This window comes from Micromonospora parva (genome assembly GCF_040649675.1).
Classification (GTDB): domain Bacteria; phylum Actinomycetota; class Actinomycetes; order Mycobacteriales; family Micromonosporaceae; genus Micromonospora; species Micromonospora parva.
Map to the genome: position 1 here is coordinate 209,579 of NZ_JBEZFX010000011.1, position 16,282 is coordinate 225,860.

Annotated in this window: 15 protein-coding genes; 9 read left to right on the forward strand and 6 right to left on the reverse strand. The window is 70.1% G+C overall.

Translation table 11 applies throughout. The features are described 5' to 3' along the window. Positions 1 to 167 precede the first annotated feature (167 nt). The 3 genes from AB0C03_RS26370 to AB0C03_RS26380 all read left to right on the forward strand — a co-directional run bounded on the left by AB0C03_RS26370 (position 168) and on the right by AB0C03_RS26380 (position 2,981). Positions 168 to 872: an MBL fold metallo-hydrolase gene (locus AB0C03_RS26370; protein ID WP_357639498.1), complete on the forward strand. Its 705-nt coding sequence runs from the start codon at positions 168 to 170 to the stop codon at positions 870 to 872. Positions 873 to 1,198: 326 nt separating this feature from the next. Then, on the forward strand, positions 1,199 to 1,411 hold the full coding sequence (locus AB0C03_RS26375) for a hypothetical protein (protein ID WP_357639501.1): 213 nt from the start codon (positions 1,199 to 1,201) through the stop codon (positions 1,409 to 1,411). A 1,129-nt stretch (positions 1,412 to 2,540) separates the two neighbouring features. Next, the gene (locus AB0C03_RS26380) at positions 2,541 to 2,981 is read left to right on the forward strand and encodes a VOC family protein (RefSeq protein ID WP_030332827.1); all 441 of its coding nucleotides are present in this window, start codon (positions 2,541 to 2,543) and stop codon (positions 2,979 to 2,981) included. Positions 2,982 to 3,106: 125 nt separating this feature from the next. On the opposite strand, the gene AB0C03_RS26385 is transcribed toward AB0C03_RS26380, so the two are convergent. Further along, positions 3,107 to 3,826, reverse strand: coding sequence for an SDR family oxidoreductase (locus tag AB0C03_RS26385; RefSeq protein WP_030332830.1), 720 nt, complete (start codon positions 3,824 to 3,826; stop codon positions 3,107 to 3,109). A 168-nt stretch (positions 3,827 to 3,994) separates the two neighbouring features. Between AB0C03_RS26385 and AB0C03_RS26390 the strand changes: the two genes are divergently transcribed. Then, positions 3,995 to 4,900: a LysR family transcriptional regulator gene (locus AB0C03_RS26390; RefSeq protein WP_357639505.1), complete on the forward strand. Its 906-nt coding sequence runs from the start codon at positions 3,995 to 3,997 to the stop codon at positions 4,898 to 4,900. Here the strand turns inward: AB0C03_RS26390 and AB0C03_RS26395 are convergent. After that, on the reverse strand, positions 4,874 to 5,785 hold the full coding sequence (locus AB0C03_RS26395; protein ID WP_357639508.1) for an NAD-dependent epimerase/dehydratase family protein: 912 nt from the start codon (positions 5,783 to 5,785) through the stop codon (positions 4,874 to 4,876). The genes AB0C03_RS26390 and AB0C03_RS26395 overlap by 27 nt on opposite strands. Before the next feature lie 174 nt (positions 5,786 to 5,959). Here AB0C03_RS26395 and AB0C03_RS26400 point away from each other — a divergent pair, with 174 nt between their 5' ends. Both AB0C03_RS26400 and AB0C03_RS26405 read left to right on the forward strand, forming a co-directional pair. Continuing rightward, positions 5,960 to 6,544 (forward strand): hypothetical protein, encoded by a 585-nt coding sequence (locus AB0C03_RS26400; RefSeq protein ID WP_030332835.1) that lies wholly within the window; start codon positions 5,960 to 5,962, stop codon positions 6,542 to 6,544. A 29-nt stretch (positions 6,545 to 6,573) separates the two neighbouring features. After that, positions 6,574 to 7,518, forward strand: a complete 945-nt coding sequence (locus tag AB0C03_RS26405) for an acyltransferase domain-containing protein (protein ID WP_210865925.1) — start codon at positions 6,574 to 6,576, stop codon at positions 7,516 to 7,518. On the opposite strand, the gene AB0C03_RS26410 is transcribed toward AB0C03_RS26405, so the two are convergent. After that, entirely contained in the window at positions 7,515 to 7,901 is a 387-nt protein-coding gene (locus AB0C03_RS26410; RefSeq protein ID WP_030332840.1) for a nuclear transport factor 2 family protein, read from the reverse strand. The two genes, AB0C03_RS26405 and AB0C03_RS26410, sit on opposite strands and share 4 nt — an antisense overlap. 80 nt (positions 7,902 to 7,981) lie before the next feature. Here AB0C03_RS26410 and AB0C03_RS26415 point away from each other — a divergent pair, with 80 nt between their 5' ends. Then, on the forward strand, positions 7,982 to 8,749 hold the full coding sequence (locus AB0C03_RS26415) for a helix-turn-helix domain-containing protein (RefSeq protein ID WP_357639511.1): 768 nt from the start codon (positions 7,982 to 7,984) through the stop codon (positions 8,747 to 8,749). A 53-nt stretch (positions 8,750 to 8,802) separates the two neighbouring features. Here the strand turns inward: AB0C03_RS26415 and AB0C03_RS26420 are convergent, their stop codons facing one another. From AB0C03_RS26420 to AB0C03_RS26430, 3 genes are all read right to left on the reverse strand, one after another. After that, positions 8,803 to 11,634: a PQQ-dependent sugar dehydrogenase gene (locus tag AB0C03_RS26420; RefSeq protein WP_357639514.1), complete on the reverse strand. Its 2,832-nt coding sequence runs from the start codon at positions 11,632 to 11,634 to the stop codon at positions 8,803 to 8,805. A gap of 87 nt (positions 11,635 to 11,721) precedes the next feature. Continuing rightward, complete coding sequence (locus AB0C03_RS26425) at positions 11,722 to 12,861, reverse strand: ThuA domain-containing protein (protein WP_435823384.1); 1,140 nt, start codon at positions 12,859 to 12,861, stop codon at positions 11,722 to 11,724. A gap of 437 nt (positions 12,862 to 13,298) precedes the next feature. After that, entirely contained in the window at positions 13,299 to 13,961 is a 663-nt protein-coding gene (locus AB0C03_RS26430; protein ID WP_081883856.1) for a TetR/AcrR family transcriptional regulator, read from the reverse strand. 108 nt (positions 13,962 to 14,069) lie between these two features. On the opposite strand from AB0C03_RS26430, the gene AB0C03_RS26435 reads away from it, so the two are divergent. Then, positions 14,070 to 14,543, forward strand: coding sequence for a MarR family winged helix-turn-helix transcriptional regulator (locus tag AB0C03_RS26435; protein ID WP_307857840.1), 474 nt, complete (start codon positions 14,070 to 14,072; stop codon positions 14,541 to 14,543). Beyond that, on the forward strand, positions 14,540 to 16,180 hold the full coding sequence (locus AB0C03_RS26440) for an MDR family MFS transporter (RefSeq protein WP_030332850.1): 1,641 nt from the start codon (positions 14,540 to 14,542) through the stop codon (positions 16,178 to 16,180). The genes AB0C03_RS26435 and AB0C03_RS26440 overlap by 4 nt, the downstream gene beginning before the upstream one ends. Positions 16,181 to 16,282: the final 102 nt, after the last annotated feature.

Here is a 16,282-nt window from a genome sequence, read left to right on the forward strand (position 1 = left end):
CGCACCGCGATACCCGTGAACCGACAGCGCACAGCCGGAAGGGACAGTCCCGCCCGGGCATGCGGCGCCGGCCCTTCAGGTGCGACGCTGCCGAGATGCGACAGGTCACAGTGCTCGGAAGTTGCGGTGGCTTCCCCGAACCCGGCCGCGCCTGCAGCGGTTTCGCAATGGACTGGGACGGCTACCGCTTGGTGCTGGACCTGGGCTATGCCACGCTGCCGCGGCTGCTCAGACACTGGCCGGACGGCGTGCTGGACGCTGTCGTCGTCACCCACGAGCACCCGGATCACTGCGTCGACCTGCACGGTCTGTTCAGGATGCGGTTCTACGGTCAACCCGGGGGACCACGGCTGCCGTTGTTCTGCCCGCCCGGCGTGCTCGACCGGCTCAGCGGCTTGGAGCCCGATGTCGATCTACAGGCGGTCTTCGACCTGCACCCGTTACCCGGCGGGTACCGGGTCGGGCCGTTCGACCTGACCGGGCTGTCTCTCCCGCACTTCGTGCCCAACGCCGGCGTCCGGATCGCGGCCGACGGGATTGTCCTGGCCTACTCCGGGGACACCGGGCCGACTCCCGCGCTGGCCGAGCTGGGACGTGACGCTGACCTGTTCATCGTCGAGGCGACGGACCGCGACGGCGAGACGAGCCGTCCCACCCGAAACCTGTTGACCTCCACCGAGGCTGGTCGGTGGGCTCGTCGGGCGGGCGCCCGCCGCCTGATGCTCACCCACTTCTGGCCGGGCAACGACCGGGAGGTGGCGGTGTCGGCCGCGCAGGTGGAGTTCGGCAGTGCCGTTATGGCGGCTGAGGAAGGGCTCACGCTGACGCTCGGGACGCCAGACAGCGGATGCGCCTGTCGCCGCTGCGGCTGATCAGCCGCGATTGTCGCTTGAAGGTCAAGGGGTCGCCGGGCCACACGGGCACCGGCAAGATGGTGGCGTGGAGACTGAGCCCGTCACAGCTGGCCGGGCGGTGTTCGTGGACGGGCTGGAGGGCTTGCCTGGCAGCTCGAGCGGCTGTCGCCTTGCCCTGGCGTTGGCATGTCCGGTTCTTCTTCGTGCCGCTGACGTCTGGTGGGTTGAGGATGAGGTGCTGTACGTCCAGCGCGGTGACGCCCCGGCGGTGGCGCATCGGGGTGGCCTCGAATGGCGTCGGCGCTGGTAGCGCGCAGGGGCCTGGTTCCCGCTACGGTGTCGCTGTGTCTCGATTCAGCATGATGGCCCGCGTCGACATCCCCGGCGAGGTGGTCGACGCCGAAGCCTGGATCGCGCGATATCGCGAGTCGTTGACCTCAATCGCGGAGAGCGGCTGCGGCTGCTGCGTACGTGCGTGGCAGATCGAGGGACCGCAAGAGTTGGTCGACACGATCCCGCTGGTGCTCACGGCCTCGACGGAGTGGGACCGGGACTAGTCACCGCAGGGTCGCAGCTCGGCCAAGGGCCACAGGTTTGCGGCGTACTGGTCGACGTCGAACGTCAACGTGCCACGATCTCCAACGTCGGGCAGCTGGCGACCGATGTCGGTCCACTGCACTTGCCGCTCCCTCGCAGCAGCCGGGCAGACAGCACGCCGCAGCCCCCAGTTTCGCAACTGGGGCAGGATGTTAGAGCCCTGGGATGCCGTAATCGGGGGTGTCACGCTCACGGTTCGGTGGATCGTGCCTCTCCCCGTGCTCATCGGACGGCATCATTCTATCTATTTCTTCTAAGAGTTCTTGGTAGGGCGGGCGTTCCGTCGGCACCTGTGTAAATCTTATCTCCGGACCCATCAGTAATTGTTTGCCGCGCGTCGACGGTGTCTCGCCTGCGGGGACAGTGGGGTCAGGAGTGTCACCGGGAGGCGGTGGGGACTCTTCCGACGCTGAAGGCATTGAGGACAGGTTGCCAGGTTCTCTGCCCGCTGGTTCCGGTGCGTGCGCGCGGTCTTTCTCGGGTTGCGCGATTGACCGTTGACGTGGAGAGTCGCCGTCGGATCGTTTCGGTGGTCGCGGCGCTGGCGGGACATGTCGTGGCTGGGCGGGTCTTGTCCACTGTCGTCCGCTGATGTCCGGGCCTCGCTTCCTGCGCGATTCGTTCCACGCCGAGGGCAGGATCGACAGGATCATCTCGATCAGGCGCAGGATGTGCGCGAGCAGCGCAGGGGTTTCCACATCACGTCCGTTCCTCCTCGCCTCTTCGGTTTGGAGGTGATAAATATGATAAGTTACGAAAATTGCTGCCAGGCTCATCAGAAGGCCGCCCGCGGTGCCTGCCAGGGCTATCCAGTCGGATATCTGCATGGATCGATTCTGCACGCCGGCCGCAACTGCCGATCTTGCGGTATCTCCCTGGTCGACAGCCCGGTTGCTGTGGCACACCAGATGCGGTGACCGCACGTCACCCGGCGAGCGTGCCGTCCGCATTCATGATCTGGTCCCGTACCAGCGGTGCGACAGCCGCGACGCGGCAGACGGTCTGCTCTGAATGTCGAAGACCGCCGGGTGGCTCCGTCCTCGGGGAGGATGCGGTCATCGTGATCGCAGCAGAGCAGGGAGATCCGGCATGGCGATCCAGCGGATGGACAACGTCCTCATCGTGGTCGAGGACCTTGACGCGGTCATCGCGTTCTTCGTCGAACTCGGCATGGAGGTGGAGGGGCGGGGGCCGGTCGAGGGGCGGTGGGTGGAGCGGGTCATCGGGATCGACGACGTCCGGCAGGAGGTGGCGATGCTGCGGACCCCGGACGGCCACGGCAAGGTCGAGTTGGCGATGTTCCACCGACCAGCGGCGATCATCACGGCACCGAGGGACGCGCCGGCGAACACGCTGGGCATTCGGCGGATCATGTTCGCCGTCGACGACATCGAGGACGTGGTCGCCCGGCTGCGCGGCCACGGCGCCGAACTGGTCGGCGAGGTGGAGCGGTACGAGGACATCTTCCGGCTCTGCTACGTCCGCGGCCCCGAGGGCATCGTCGTCGGCCTGGCCGAACAGCTCCGCTGACGCCGCCGCCGGTCGGTCCCACCCGCACCACTTCACTGTTGTCGGGGCCTCGCGAGCGGCGCAGACCACTACATCAGTGAAGTAGTGCGGCCCTTGGCGACGCCACGCCACCGCCGACGGCGGGCTCAGGAGATCAGGGTGCCGCCGTCCACCGTCACCACGGTGCCGGTGGCGTAGGTCGCCCGCAGGAGGTAGACGAACGCCTCGGCGACCTCCTCGGGCTCACCCACCCGACCGAGCGGAAGGGACTCGCTGAGCTGCGCGTACATCTGCTCTCGGGTTTCTTCGGGCAGGGAGTCCCACAGCGGTGAGCGGATCACGCCGGCGGAGACGGCGTTGACCCGGATCGGGGCGAGTTCGACGGCGAGCGCGCGGACCAGCGCGTCGATCGCCCCGGTGATGCTGGCCGCTACCGACCAGCCGGCGTTGGGCCGGTGGTTGGCGGTGCCGGTGGTGAGGGTGATCGACCCGCCGGGGCGCAGGTGCGGCAGTGCCGCGTTGACCGCCGACAGGGAGCCGAAGTAGCGCAGGTCGAAGGCGGTCCGGGCGGCGTCGAGGTCGAGGGCGTCGACGGCCATCAGCGCGAGGGGTTCCCCGGCGGTGTAGACGAGGTGGTCGAACGAGCCGAGGTCGCGGAACAGCCGGGACACGGCACCCGGGTCGGTGAGGTTGGCGACGTACCCCTGGGTGGTGGTCGGCAGAGTCGTCAGGGCGCGGTCCACGCTGCGCTGGTTGCTGGAGGCGACCACGACCTGGGCGCCCTCGCGGGCGGCGCGGGCGGCGGTGGCGAGGCCGATCCCCGAGGTTCCGCCGAGTACGACGACGCGCTTGTCGATGAGGGTCATGATCGTGTCCTTCCGGGTCGGGTGGTGGAGACGGCTACCACCGTGCTCCGCCGGGAACGTCCGCGTCCAAGACCTCTTTCACCTCCTGTGATGCCCGTTGGGCATCACTCCACTCATACCCGTCGGGTATCGTGGAACCGCCCGGAGCGGCAACCGGACGGGGGCGCTGTGGACGTCGATCTGCGCAAGCTCCGCTACTTCGTGGCGGTCGCGGAGGAGCTGCACTTCGGTCGGGCCGCCGCCCGGCTGCACATCGCCCAGCCGGTCCTGTCACGGCAGATCCGGGCGTTCGAGCACGAACTGCGCGCCGAGCTCTTCGTTCGGGACCGCCGCTCCACGGTGCTGACCGAGGCCGGTCGGCAGCTGCTGACCGACGCCCGTGCGCTGCTCGCCTCGGCGGAGGCCCTACGGCGGCGGGTGCAGCGGGCCGCCCACGGCAGGCCGACGTTCACCATCGCGTTCATGCCCGGCCTGCTCGTCACCGCCGACGCCCGCGCCATCGGCCAGCGACACCCCGACCTGGCCGTCAACGTCGTCCGGACCTCCTACGACGACCAGGCCGACATCGTCCGTGACGGGCGCGCGGACGTCAGTTACGTCCGGCTTCCGGTCGACCAGCGCGGCCTGCGCCTGCGGCCACTGTTCAGCGAACCCCGCGTCGTCGTCCTGCCCACCGATCACCGGCTGGCCGGCAAGGAGTCGGTCGACCTCGCCGAGCTGGCCGGGGAACGGCTCTTGCAGGACCCGGACGCGGTGCCGGAGTGGCGGGACCTGCCGAACCGTCCCATCGACAGCGACCCTCGCCCTCGGCCCGCGCTGAACTCCGTCGAGGAGAAGCTGGAGCATGTCGCCGCGTACGTCGGGACGGTGATCCTGCCGCTGTCGACGGCGACGTTCTACACCAGACCGGACGTCGTTCACGTGCCCGTCGCCGACCTCGGCCACAACCAGGTGTGCCTGGCCTGGGCCGAGGACAACCGCTCACCGCTGGTGCACGAGTTCGTCGACCTCGCGGCGCCACCACCGGGTGATCGGCGCCAAGGAGGGTCAGGCGCTCCGGAAGGTCTCGCGTAGCGCCGGGTCCAGCGGGCGGCCACTCGTCGGCTCGATGAACAGGTTGGCGAGCAGGAGATCGCCCAGGTAGGTCGGGTTCACTCCGGACTCCTTGCGGCCGAGGGCCTGCGCCGCACCGCCGAGTCGCAGGGCGGCCCGCGCCGCGCCGGCCGGCAGGCGGCCGACCCGGCGGGGCCGGCCGACCGCCGCGGCGATGCGCGCGAGCATGTCGTGCCAGCTGAGGTTCTCGTCGGCGACCGGGAGGTCCGCGCCGCTGGCCTGCTCCAGGGCGTCGACGGCGACCTCGGCCACGCTGCGCGCGGAGGCCGCGGCGCTGCCGCCGACCGGGGCGACCAGCGGGGTACGCGAGCGCGCCCACCGGTTCAGCGGACCGGCCCAGTTGGGCAGCCGGTCGCCGGCCCGACCGAAGACGAAAGGCAGTTCGAGGACGGCGACCGGCAGGCCCTCGCCGGCGGCGGCCCGCCCCTCCCGGGCCTGCTCCAGGCGACACCGGATGTACGTGTGCCGCTCGGCCAGGCGCCACTGGGGGTGGAGCCGGTCGAAGTAGGTGTAGTAGGAGCCCATCACCACGCCCCGGGTGAGACCTTCCAGGCGGGCGGCGGTGAACAGGCGTACCACCGGGTCGACGTTGTCGCGGCGGAACTCCGGATAGATCGGCTTGGGCAGCGGCCGTTGCTCGTCGGTGCGGGTGGCGTACACGACACCGTCGTGACCGGCGAGCACCTGCCGCAGGTCCTCGATCGAGGCGGACCCGACATCGAGCAGATGGTCGACGCCCGGCTGGGCGGTACGCGCCACAGTTGTCGCGGCGTGGCCACGCTCCCGCAGGACGTCCACCACGTGAGCGCCGATCAGGCCGCTGCCACCCACCACGAGAATGCGCACGGTGCATCGTCCACTCTGGAACCCACTCCTTGTCAAGCGTCTGCCGCTGCGGCGGCGGCAGCCGACGGGCTGCTCCGGCGCGGGGTCGACAACCGGCGAGGATGCCGTCCACACCCCGACATTCGCCTAGATTCGAGGGTGCGGGACACCATCACTGGCGAAACGGGGTTGAGGATGCCGGATCCGCGCGCTTTCTGGCTGGACGAGCAGTTCGACCGCGAGCACGGCGTCGAGGGGCGCGGCCGGTACGAGGCCGAGGTGCTGCGGCGGATCGACGACTTCGCCGACACCTGGGGCGACTTCGCGCCGGTGGCGTTCGCGGTGACGGCCTGGCGGCTGGCCACCGAGCTGTCGCCGGGCTTCGTCCGCTGGCACCGGCGGATCATCTCGGCGACCTGCGCCCGCAGCCCCTGGGACGGCAGCCTGGTCTGTGCGGTGACGGTGGCCTCCCGCTGGCCGGCCGAGCTGACCTGGACCAAGCAGTGGCAGCGCGACCGTGGTTGGCAGGACTGGCCCCAGATGTTCGGCCAGTTCACCACACCCACCGAGCAGGACCAGACGCGCCGCCCGCACCTGCGCGCGCTGCTGCAGGTGGAGGCGCCGGTTCCACTCGACGATCTGCCGCCGACGCCCGACGGTCCGGACGACGACGTCGCCGCGGCGGCACGCCGGGCCGTGGTGGTGCTGGCCCGGGAACTCAACGACCTCCTCGCGCCGATGATCGGGCAGCTGGACGCCGGAGTGCCGGCGGACTCCTGAGATGCCCGTCGGGCGGTAGGTTCGTCGGCGTGGATCTGGACGACATCGCTGCCCGGCTCGGCGTGCCCGTCGAGGAGGTCGACCGCGTGCACCGGCTCGCCGGTGACGGGCCGTCCGCCCCGTTGCCGCCGAAGGCGGACGCGCCCGCGATCCTCGACCGGCTCGCCGTGCCGCCGGACGACGCCGCCGAGATCATGGCGGGCTGGCCGGAGCCGGGCTCACCGCTGTGGACGGCGGAGCTGCGCTGGCTGCTCGACCGTTCGATCGCCGCGGTCCGCGCCGACCTCGGGGGCTACGACTGGCTGCCGCCCGGCCCGGAGCTGCCGCGTGAGCGGGGGCCCGCCTGGCGGCACCTCTACGTGTACGCGTACCTGGCCCTGGTCGACGTGGTGCGGGGGTACCACAGCGACCACGGCGTCCCCGATGCCGTGTCCTGGGTGACCCTCGCCGACCTGGGCCGCAACCTCGCCGTCGACCGACGGATGCGCGGTGACGGCTGGCCGGTCATGCAGAGCTGGCTGACGCTGCACTCGCGCGGTGGCCTCTACGAGCTGGGCCGGTTGCAGTACCAGCGCGGCGACGGCGCCCTCGGCCTGCACGTCCCCGAATCGGGGCCGTTGACCCCGCAGGCGGTGACGGCGTCGCTGGACGAGGCCCGCGCGTTCTTCCCCCGGCACTTTCCCGACGAGCGCTACACGGTGTTCTCCTGCGGATCGTGGCTGCTCGACCCGCAGCTGCGGGAGTACCTTCCGGAGGACTCCAACATCCTGCGGTTCCAGCGCCGGTTCGAGCTGGAACCCCACCAGGAGTCGGAGGGGCCGGACGCCGACATCGAGATGCTGCGGTTCGGGTTCCGCACCCTGACCACGCCGCTGGACGAGCTGCCGCGCCGCACCGTGCTCCAGCGCGCGATCATCGACCACCTGCGGGACGGCGGCCACTGGCACTGGCGTCGCGGCCACTTCCCGATCTAGACGGCCGGGTTCCACCACGTCCCGTTGGCGGTCGCGTGGGCCGCCGGTTCGATGACCTCCCACGCCTCCACGATGGCCCCGTCGGCGATCCGCAGGACGTCGACCACGACGATCTCCGGCCCCGCGTCGGGTAGGCGGCGTCGCGAGTGCACCACGACGTGGTCACCGTCGGCCAACAGGTGCAGGATGTCGACCCGCATGCCGGCGGTCGGGCCCAGCGCGGCGCGGACGGCGGCGAGCCACTGCGTCCTGGTCGAGGTCGTCGAATCCGACCGGTGGTGGATGAAGTCCTCGCTCAGGAACGAGGCGAGCGTGTCGACGTCGCCCGTGTCGACCAGCCCTGCCAACGCGCGTGCGACGATGCTCTTGTTCTCGGTGGTCATGGGCGCAAGTGTTTCCCCGGCCCGGGTGGTTGTCGATGACATCGCACTTCATGGCGTCCGCACCGACGATGAGTAGGCTCATGATCGTGTATGCGGTCGGGGAACTCCTACGGCAGTGGCGCAAGCGCCGGGGGCTCAGCCAACTCGACCTGGCGATCGCCGCGGATGTCTCGGCCCGGCACGTCAGTCTGGTCGAGACCGGCAAGTCCACGCCGAGCGCCGACATGATTCTGCGGCTCGCCGACCAGCTGCACGTGCCGCTGCGTGATCGCAACCAGTTGCTGCTCGCCGCCGGCTTCGCACCCCGGTACGCGCAGCGTCCGCTCGACGACATCGCCCTGTCCGGTGCCCTCGACGCGGTCCGCCGGGTGCTGCGGGCGCACGAGCCGTATCCGGCGCTGGTCTTCGACCGCCGGTGGAACATCGTGCTGACCAACAGTGCTGTGGACCCGTTCTTCGCGTACGTGGCCCCCGACCTGTTGCGGCCACCGGTGAACCTGATCCGGCTGGGCCTGGACCCGCGCGGGCTGGCCCGCCTGGTGGTCAACCTGGCCGACGTGCGGGCGGTGTTCCGCAGCCGGATCTCGCGTCAGCTCGCCGCCGCTCCCGACGCGGAACTGGCAGCGCTCTACCACGAACTGCTGGCTCCGCTGCCGGAGGAGCCGACGGGTCAACGGGTCGACGCCGACGTGGTGCTCCCGATGATCCTGCGGATCAACGGGCGCGAGCTGCGGCTGTTCTCGACCATCACCACGTTCGGCACCCCGACGGACATCACGATCGAGGAGATCGCTGTGGAGTCCTACTACCCGGCGGACGCGCAGAGCGCCGCCTACTTCACGACGTAGGGCCCGACCTGGTCGGTCACCAGGCCGGGCCCCACCGTGCACTCACCCCCCGGTCAGCCGGTGGTCAGGGTGAATTTCTCCCAGGCCCCGACCGACGTACGGTTGGCGATCAGGGATCCGGCCCCGGCGTTCTCGGCGCACACGATCTGGTTGTTGACAGTGGCCCGCAGACTCACCGTCCCGTCCGTGTTGGTGATGAGCTGGAATCTCTCCCACGACCCGATCGCCGTGGCGTTGGCGACCAAAGCTGCGGCGCCCGCGTTCGTGGCCGAGACGTAGAGCCCGTTGGCGCGCGACCGCAACGCGATGTCGCCGTTGCCAGCGTCCACCCGGTCGAACTGCTCGGTGCTGCCGACGCTGGCCTTGTTGGCGATCAGCGCGGTGCTGCCGACCGCCGACACGTACTGGCTGTTGATCTGCGCCCGCAGCGTGCTCACCGGCGTGCTGCCACCGGTGCCGGTGGTGAAGGTGAACGCGTCGACATCGAACAGGTAGCCGGACCCGCCCTTGAACACCAGGTACAGCGTCGTCGACGCGGTGGGCGGGTTGCTGATCGTGCCGGACACCTCGGTGAAGGTCTCCCAGTTGCCGGTCACCGGCACCGAGACGGTGCCCAGCAGCGTGCCGGTGGCCGACCCGGCCCGTACCTCGATGGTGCCGCCGGCACCGGCCGACGACGCCCGCACGGTGATGCGGTTCGCGTTGGTCAGGTTGTACGGCTGGTACGAGATCCAGTCGTTGTTCTCGATGAACCCGGCCGTGCGGCCACCCTCGGCGTTGGTATGGTCGGTGGCCTGGACGCCGGACTGCGCGCCGAAGTGCTCACCCTGGCGGTGCTTCGGTTGCAGGGTCTTGATGCTGTGCGTGGTGAGCCCACCGTTGTCGGTGTAGGCGGCGTCGAAGACCCCGTAGATGTTCGCCGCGGAGTCGTGCTCACCGTCGGTCGGGAGTGTGATCGAGCCGCTGCACCCGTTCTTCGAGGTGATCTGGTGGGCGTGACTGTCGTGGCCCAGCGCGTACGTCAGGCTGACCTTGGAACAGTCGATCGTGCCGTCCTGCGGGTCGCTCACGCTGATCTGGTACGACACCGTGTCACCGAAGCTGAACAACTGCCCGTCGGCGGGGGACGTGAGCGTCACCGTCGGGGCCGTGTTGCCGACGGTGATGACCAGGCTCGCCGTGCCGGTCAACCCATTCGGGTCGGTGACCCTCAACGTGGGGGAGTACGTGCCGTTCGTGGTGTACGTCTTGGTGGGGTTGGCCGCCGTCGACGTGGTGCCGTCCCCGAACGTCCACAGGTAGCTCAGCGCCCCACCCTCCGGGTCCGAGCTGCCGGCCGACGAGAAGTTGACTGTCAGCGGGTTGGCCCCCGACGTCGGGTTAGCCGAGGCGACAGCGATCGGGTTGCGGTTGCCGCCGCCGATGTACTCGATCCGGAACAGCGCCTGGTTGTTCGAGCCGGTGCCGTAGTCCAGCACGTACAGCGCCCCGTCCGGGCCGAAGGCCATGTCCATGACCTGGGTGCCGGACCACGGGAAGTTGGAGATCTCCCCGCGCGAGCCGTCGGAGTTGACAGCGATCGCCTTGATCCAGCGGCGGCCGTACTCGCCGGCGAAGAACTGGCCGTTGAGTGACTGCGGGAACTTGATGCTGGAGTTCAGCGACGCGTCGTACCGGTAGACCGGTCCGCCCATCGGCGATTCGGAGCCGCTGCCGAACTCCGACGGTGAGCCGGAGTCGCCGGCGTACTTGATCCAGGCCGGCTTCGCCGCGGGCAGCGTGCCGAGGCCGGTGTTGCGGAACGAGTTGTTGGTCGGCCCGCCCGTGCAGTTGTACTTCGACTGCGACGGCCCGGACGGGAAGGTGTATTCGTTGTATGTTTCCGTGCTGGTGTTGGTGCCGGTGCAGTACGGCCAGCCGAAGTTGCCCGGCGCGGTGATGCGGTTGAACTCCACCTGACCCTGCGGGCCCCGGCTGGAGTTGGTGCTCCCCGCGTCGGGGCCGTAGTCACCGAGGTAGACCACGCCGGTGGCCTTGTCGACGCTCATCCGGAACGGGTTGCGCAGCCCCATCGCGTAGATCTCGGGGCGGGTGTTGGCCGTGCCGGGCGCGAACAGGTTGCCCGACGGGATGGTGTACGTCCCGTCCGCCTGCGGCTTGATCCGCAGCAGCTTGCCCCGCAGGTCGTTGGTGTTGCCCGCCGTGCGCTGGGCGTCGAACTGCGGGTTGCGGTTGGTCCGCTCGTCCAGTGGGGCGTAGCCGGACGACTCGAACGGGTTGGTGTCGTCGCCGGTGGTCAGGTACAGGTTGCCGGCGGCGTCGAAGTCCAGGTCACCGCCGACGTGGCAGCACTGCCCACGGTCGTTGGCGACCTGCAGCACGATCTTCTCGCTGCTCAGGTTGAGCGTGTCGTCGGAGTTGAGGGTGAACCGGGACAGCCGTAGGTGCCCCTTCCACCGGTCCCAGTCGGACTGCGAGCCGGTGGTCGGGGCGTCCCCGGACGGGGTACTCAACGTGGGCGAGTAGTACAGGTAGACCCACCGGTTGGTGGCGAAGTTGGGGTCGACGGCGACGCCCTGCAACCCCTCCTCGTCGTGTGTGTAGACGGACAGGGTGCCGGAGACCTTCGTGTTGCCGGCCACGTCGGTCACCCGCAGCACGCCGTTTCGGGCGGTGTGCAGGACCGAGCGGTTGGGCAGCACGGCCAGGGACATGGCCTCACCCAGCTCGGCGGAGCCGGTGGCGAGCTTGACCTGTTGATAGTCGGAGGCGGGAATCACCACCGCTTGGGCGGTGGACGGTGCAGCCACAGCGAGGGCCGCGCTCGCGACGGTGAGCACCGCCGCGAAGAGCGCCCGGGGCCAGCGCCGGGGGTACGAGGGCATGATCGTCCTTTCTCGACGACCGGGGGACGGGCGCGCGGGGGCGCACCACGACCAGGTGGGGTGGTGGAGAGCGAGCGGGGGATCAGGTCAGTTGGTGGTGACCAGGTCGAACTTCTCCCACTGGCCGATGGAGGTCCGGTTGGCGATCAGCGGGGAGGACCCACCGTTGTCGGCCGCGACGTAGCGGTTGTTCACAGTGGCCCGCAGGCTCACGGTGCCGTCGGAGTTGCGGACGAGCTGGAACGTCTCCCAGGCACCGGCGGTGGCCCGGTTGGCGATCAGCGCGGCAGCGCCCGCGTTCTCGGCCGCGACGAACTGCCCGTTGCCCTTGGCGCGCAGCGCCACGTTGCCGTTGGCGAGGTTGACCAGGTCGAACCGCTCGGTGGTGCCGACCGAAGCCTTGTTGGCGATCAGCGCGGTGGTCGAGTTGGGCGCGCTCACGTACTGGTTGTTCGCGCGGGCCCGCAGGGTCGAGCCGGTGGCGGTGGGCGGCGGGGTGGTCGTACGCGGCGAGCAGTCGGCGGTCACCGAGCCCGCGGCGACCTGGAGGCCGCCGAGCAGCATCCGGGTGAAGTTCGGGTCGGTGTACGACGCCTCGGTGTGCCCCAGGCCCGTGTACCAGGCGCGTCCGCCGCCGTACGCCTTGCACCAGGTGATCGGGTGGTCGCCGTTCATGTTGCCGCCGCTGTAGGACGACTCGTCGAGGCTGGCGAGAACCCGTGCGCTGGAGCGGGGGTTGGTGCGGTAGTTGTACCACTCGTCGGAGCGGACCCAGGTGGTGCCGAGGTGCGCGGTCGACGGGTTGGTCTGGTCCTCGATCTTCACCGTGGCGTTCTGGATCGCCGGGTGCGAGTCGAACCACGCGCCGACCAGCGCGCCGTACCACGGCCAGTTGTATTCGGTGTCGGCGGCGGCGTGCACGCCGACGTACCCGCCACCGGCGGCGATGTACGACTCGAAGGCGGTCTGCTGGCTGGCGTTGAGGACGTCGCCGGTCGTCGACAGGAAGACCACCGCCTGGTACTGGGCCAGGTTGGAGGTGGTGAACTGGGCCGCGTCCTCGGTGGACGTCACGGTGAAGCCGTTGGCGGAGCCGAGCTGCTGGATCGCGGCGATGCCGTTGGGGATCGACGAGTGCCGGAAGCCGGCGGTCTTGCTGAACACCAGGACCTTGGTCAGTGGTGCCGCCGATGCGGGGGTCGGCAGGGCGACCAGGCTGGCCAGCATGACGGCCAGCCCGGTGACGAGTGCCAACAGGCGGGGACGGGAACGCATGATCTTGCTCCTCTGCTGAGCGTCGGCCCAGGCGCGCGTCACGGATCTGTGGGCTCGCCGGGCCGAGGTTGGCGGTGGTACGGAGCCGGGCCGCCGACGCTCGGCTGAGATGGTTCGGGGTGGTGCCGTACCTGTGGGGATCGTCCTGCGGGGAGCGCGACGCTGCGCCGTGCGGGTTGCCGTGCCGGTGCTCCCCGCCCGCCGAGGGGGGAGCGTCGCTACCGCCAGCGCCAGGAGACGGCTGGCTCAGCAGTGGCGATCAGTAGCGATCGCGTCGCCGAGGTGCCCCACTTACCACAAAGGATGGTCAAGGCGCATCGACTGCTATCGCTGACGCAGTAAACCTCCGATGTCTGCGCTCCGTCAAGACCGCGCCCGTTGGCTACCACTCACTGGGCCCTGGGGGATTCTGCGGGGATCGGAGGGCGGTGCCAGGTGCCGGTGCTGGTCCGGTGGCCTCCGGGGGGCACCGCGGGCGCGGCCGCGACGAGCGCGGTCCGGACGGTTTCCGTCATCGGCTCGCCCGGGTGCTCGATCCAGTGCTGGACGGCGACCCGCAGGATGGTCAGGAAGGTCGCGGCCAGGAGGCGGGAGCGCAGTGCCACGTCGTCGCCGGTCAGCCGGCGGGCGAGTTCCGCGGCCAGCTCGCGCTCGATCGCGGCGTACGCCGCCACCTGGTGTGGGGCCAGGCCGGGGTGCGCGCGTAGCTCCCGGCGTTGGGTCAGCCAGGAGGGCTCAGAACCGCCGAAGACCTCCTCGGTGAGGCGCTCGGCTGCCCGGCTCAGGACGGTCCACGGCGCCTCGTCGACGGGCTGTTCCCGGATCAGCTCCAACAGCCGGTGCAGGCGCATGGTGTCGCCGTGGAAGAGGGCCTGCTCCTTGCTGGAGAAGTAGTTGGAGAAGGTCCGCCGGGAGACGTTGGCGGCGTCGGCGATCGCCTCGACCGTCACCGCGTCGATGCCCTCGTCGGCGGCGAGGCGGAGGGCCGCCTCGTGCAGAGCGAGGCGGGTGGCCGCCTTCTTGCGCTCCCGCAGGCCGGTCGTCTCGTCCATCGCACCGAGGGTACGTGCGGGTGAGGGACTTCTCAATGAGCAAACTTGCGCAGTGGGAAAGATCGGTAGATGCTTGCTTGAGGCAACCAACTGGGGTGGGGAGCGGATGTGGAAAGCGATGCCGGTGAGCTCGGCCTTCGCCTGTACGACCTGGTCAGAAGCGTTCGACTGCTGAAACAACGCCGGGCCGACGAACACCCGGCGATCCCGGCCGGCATGCTCGGCATGCTCGTGCAGATCGAACAGCTCTCCGGCGACTGCCACGCCCGCGACCTGGCCGAGCGCACTCGGCTGGACGCGTCGACCGTCAGCCGCTCCGTCGCGGCGCTCGTCGCGCACGGGCTGGTCGAGCGGCGGCCAGACCCGACCGACAAGCGGGCGACCATCCTGGCGGTCACCCCGGCCGGCCGTGCCGCCCTGGCCGACAGCCACCGCTGGTACGGCGAGGTGCTCGAACGGGCGCTCGCCGACTGGACTCCCGGCGAGGTGGCGGCGCTGAGTGCCGCCCTCGGCCGGTTCACCGGCGACATCGAGATCGCCCTCGGAAACAACGACAACGACAACCTGGAGGCCGCGCGATGAGCGCACCCACCATCACGGCCGGCGCTGAGCCGATGACCCATCGGCGGACCCTGGAAGCGCTCAGTGGCCTGCTGCTGGTGCTGTTCGTCGCGATGCTGAGCAGCACTGTCGTCTCGACCGCGCTACCGAAGATCATCGGAGCCCTGAACGGCTCGCAGAACCAGTACACCTGGGTGGTCACCGCGACCCTGCTCACCGCGACGGCAACCACCCCGATCTGGGGCAAACTGGCCGACCTGTTCAACAAGAAGATCCTCATCCAGGTCGCCATCGTGGTCTTCCTGGTGGGCTCGGTCGTCGCCGGCTTCTCGCAGAGCGCCGGCCAGCTCATCGCCGCCCGCGCGTTCCAGGGCATCGGGGTCGGCGGTCTGCAGGCGCTCGTCCAGGTGGCGATCGCGGCCATGATCCCGCCGCGCGAGCGCGGCCGCTACAACGGCTACCTCGGTGGTGTCATGGCCGTCGCGACGGTCGGCGGCCCACTGCTCGGCGGCCTCATCGTCGACACGTCCTGGCTCGGCTGGCGCTGGTGCTTCTTCGTCGGCGTGCCGGTGGCCGCGATCGCGCTGATCCTGCTCCAGGCCACCCTGCACCTGCCGACCGCACGGCGTGAGAATGTCAAGATCGACTACCTGGGTGCCGGCCTCATCGCCGCTGGCGTCAGCGTGCTGCTGATCTGGATCTCCTTCGTCGATGGCTCGTTCGCCTGGGCCTCCTGGCAGACCGCGGCCATGGTGGGCGGTTCGCTCATCCTGCTCGCCCTGGCGGTCTGGGTCGAGTCGCGCGCGGCCGAGCCGGTCGTCCCGCTCGGTATCGTGCGCCAGCACACCACCGCGCTGGCCATCCTCGGCAGCCTCGCGGTCGGCATGGCCATGTTCGGCGGTGCCGTCTTCCTCGGTCAGTACTTCCAGATCGGCCGCGGCTACAGCCCGACCGAGGCAGGCCTGCTCACCATCCCGATGATGGCGGGAGTCCTCGGCTCTTCCATCGTCGCGGGCCGGCTGATCACCAAGAGCGGAAAGATCAAGCCGTACATCGTCGCGGGTTCGGTCCTGCTCGTCGCCGGGTTCGCGCTGCTCGGCACCATCGACCACGAGACGTCGCTCGTCCTGGTCGGCGCCGCCATGTTCACCGTCGGCGTCGGCGTCGGCATGACCATGCAGAACCTCGTCCTCGCCGTTCAGAACACGGTCTCGCTCAAGGACATTGGCGCGGCCAGCTCCAGCGTCGCGTTCTTCCGGTCGCTCGGGGGCACCATCGGCGTCTCCGTGCTCGGCGCCGTCCTCGCACGCCGGGTCGGTGACCAGATCACCCACGACCTCACCGCCGCCGGGATCCCCGCCTCCGGCGGCTCGGGCAGCAGCAACCTCAACATCACCGCCCTGCCCGAGCAGGTCCAGGAGATCGTCCGGGCGGCGTACGGCGACGCCACCGGACACATCTTCCTCATCTCCGCCGCCATCGGGGTCGTCGGCATCATCGCCGCGCTCCTGCTCAAGCCGATCACCCTGCGGACCAGCCTCGACCTGCCGGACGCCGCCACGTCGGCGGCCGTCGCCGCCGACGCGGTCGACGGCGCTCCCGCCTTCGACCAGGTGCGCGTCGACACCACGCAGGACGGACCGACCCGGTCACGCTGACGTCGGGCCATCCGACCCGGGGCCGGGGGGGGGCGCCCCCCCGCCCGGCGGCGCCCCCGGGGGGTGGGCGGGCGCGGGGGGGGGGGGAGGCGCGGGGGCCCC

Bases quoted from the DNA above. Each gene is read 5' to 3' on its own strand.
- AB0C03_RS26370 (WP_357639498.1), top strand. From the start codon at position 168: ATGGACTGGGACGGCTACCGCTTGGTGCTGGACCTGGGCTATGCCACG.
- AB0C03_RS26380 (WP_030332827.1), top strand. From the start codon at position 2,541: ATGGCGATCCAGCGGATGGACAACGTCCTCATCGTGGTCGAGGACCTT.
- AB0C03_RS26385 (WP_030332830.1), bottom strand. From the start codon at position 3,826: ATGACCCTCATCGACAAGCGCGTCGTCGTACTCGGCGGAACCTCGGGG.
- AB0C03_RS26400 (WP_030332835.1), top strand. From the start codon at position 5,960: ATGCCGGATCCGCGCGCTTTCTGGCTGGACGAGCAGTTCGACCGCGAG.
- AB0C03_RS26410 (WP_030332840.1), bottom strand. From the start codon at position 7,901: ATGACCACCGAGAACAAGAGCATCGTCGCACGCGCGTTGGCAGGGCTG.
- AB0C03_RS26415 (WP_357639511.1), top strand. From the start codon at position 7,982: ATGATCGTGTATGCGGTCGGGGAACTCCTACGGCAGTGGCGCAAGCGC.
- AB0C03_RS26420 (WP_357639514.1), bottom strand. From the start codon at position 11,634: ATGCCCTCGTACCCCCGGCGCTGGCCCCGGGCGCTCTTCGCGGCGGTG.
- AB0C03_RS26425 (WP_435823384.1), bottom strand. From the start codon at position 12,861: ATGCTGGCCAGCCTGGTCGCCCTGCCGACCCCCGCATCGGCGGCACCA.
- AB0C03_RS26430 (WP_081883856.1), bottom strand. From the start codon at position 13,961: ATGGACGAGACGACCGGCCTGCGGGAGCGCAAGAAGGCGGCCACCCGC.
- AB0C03_RS26440 (WP_030332850.1), top strand. From the start codon at position 14,540: ATGAGCGCACCCACCATCACGGCCGGCGCTGAGCCGATGACCCATCGG.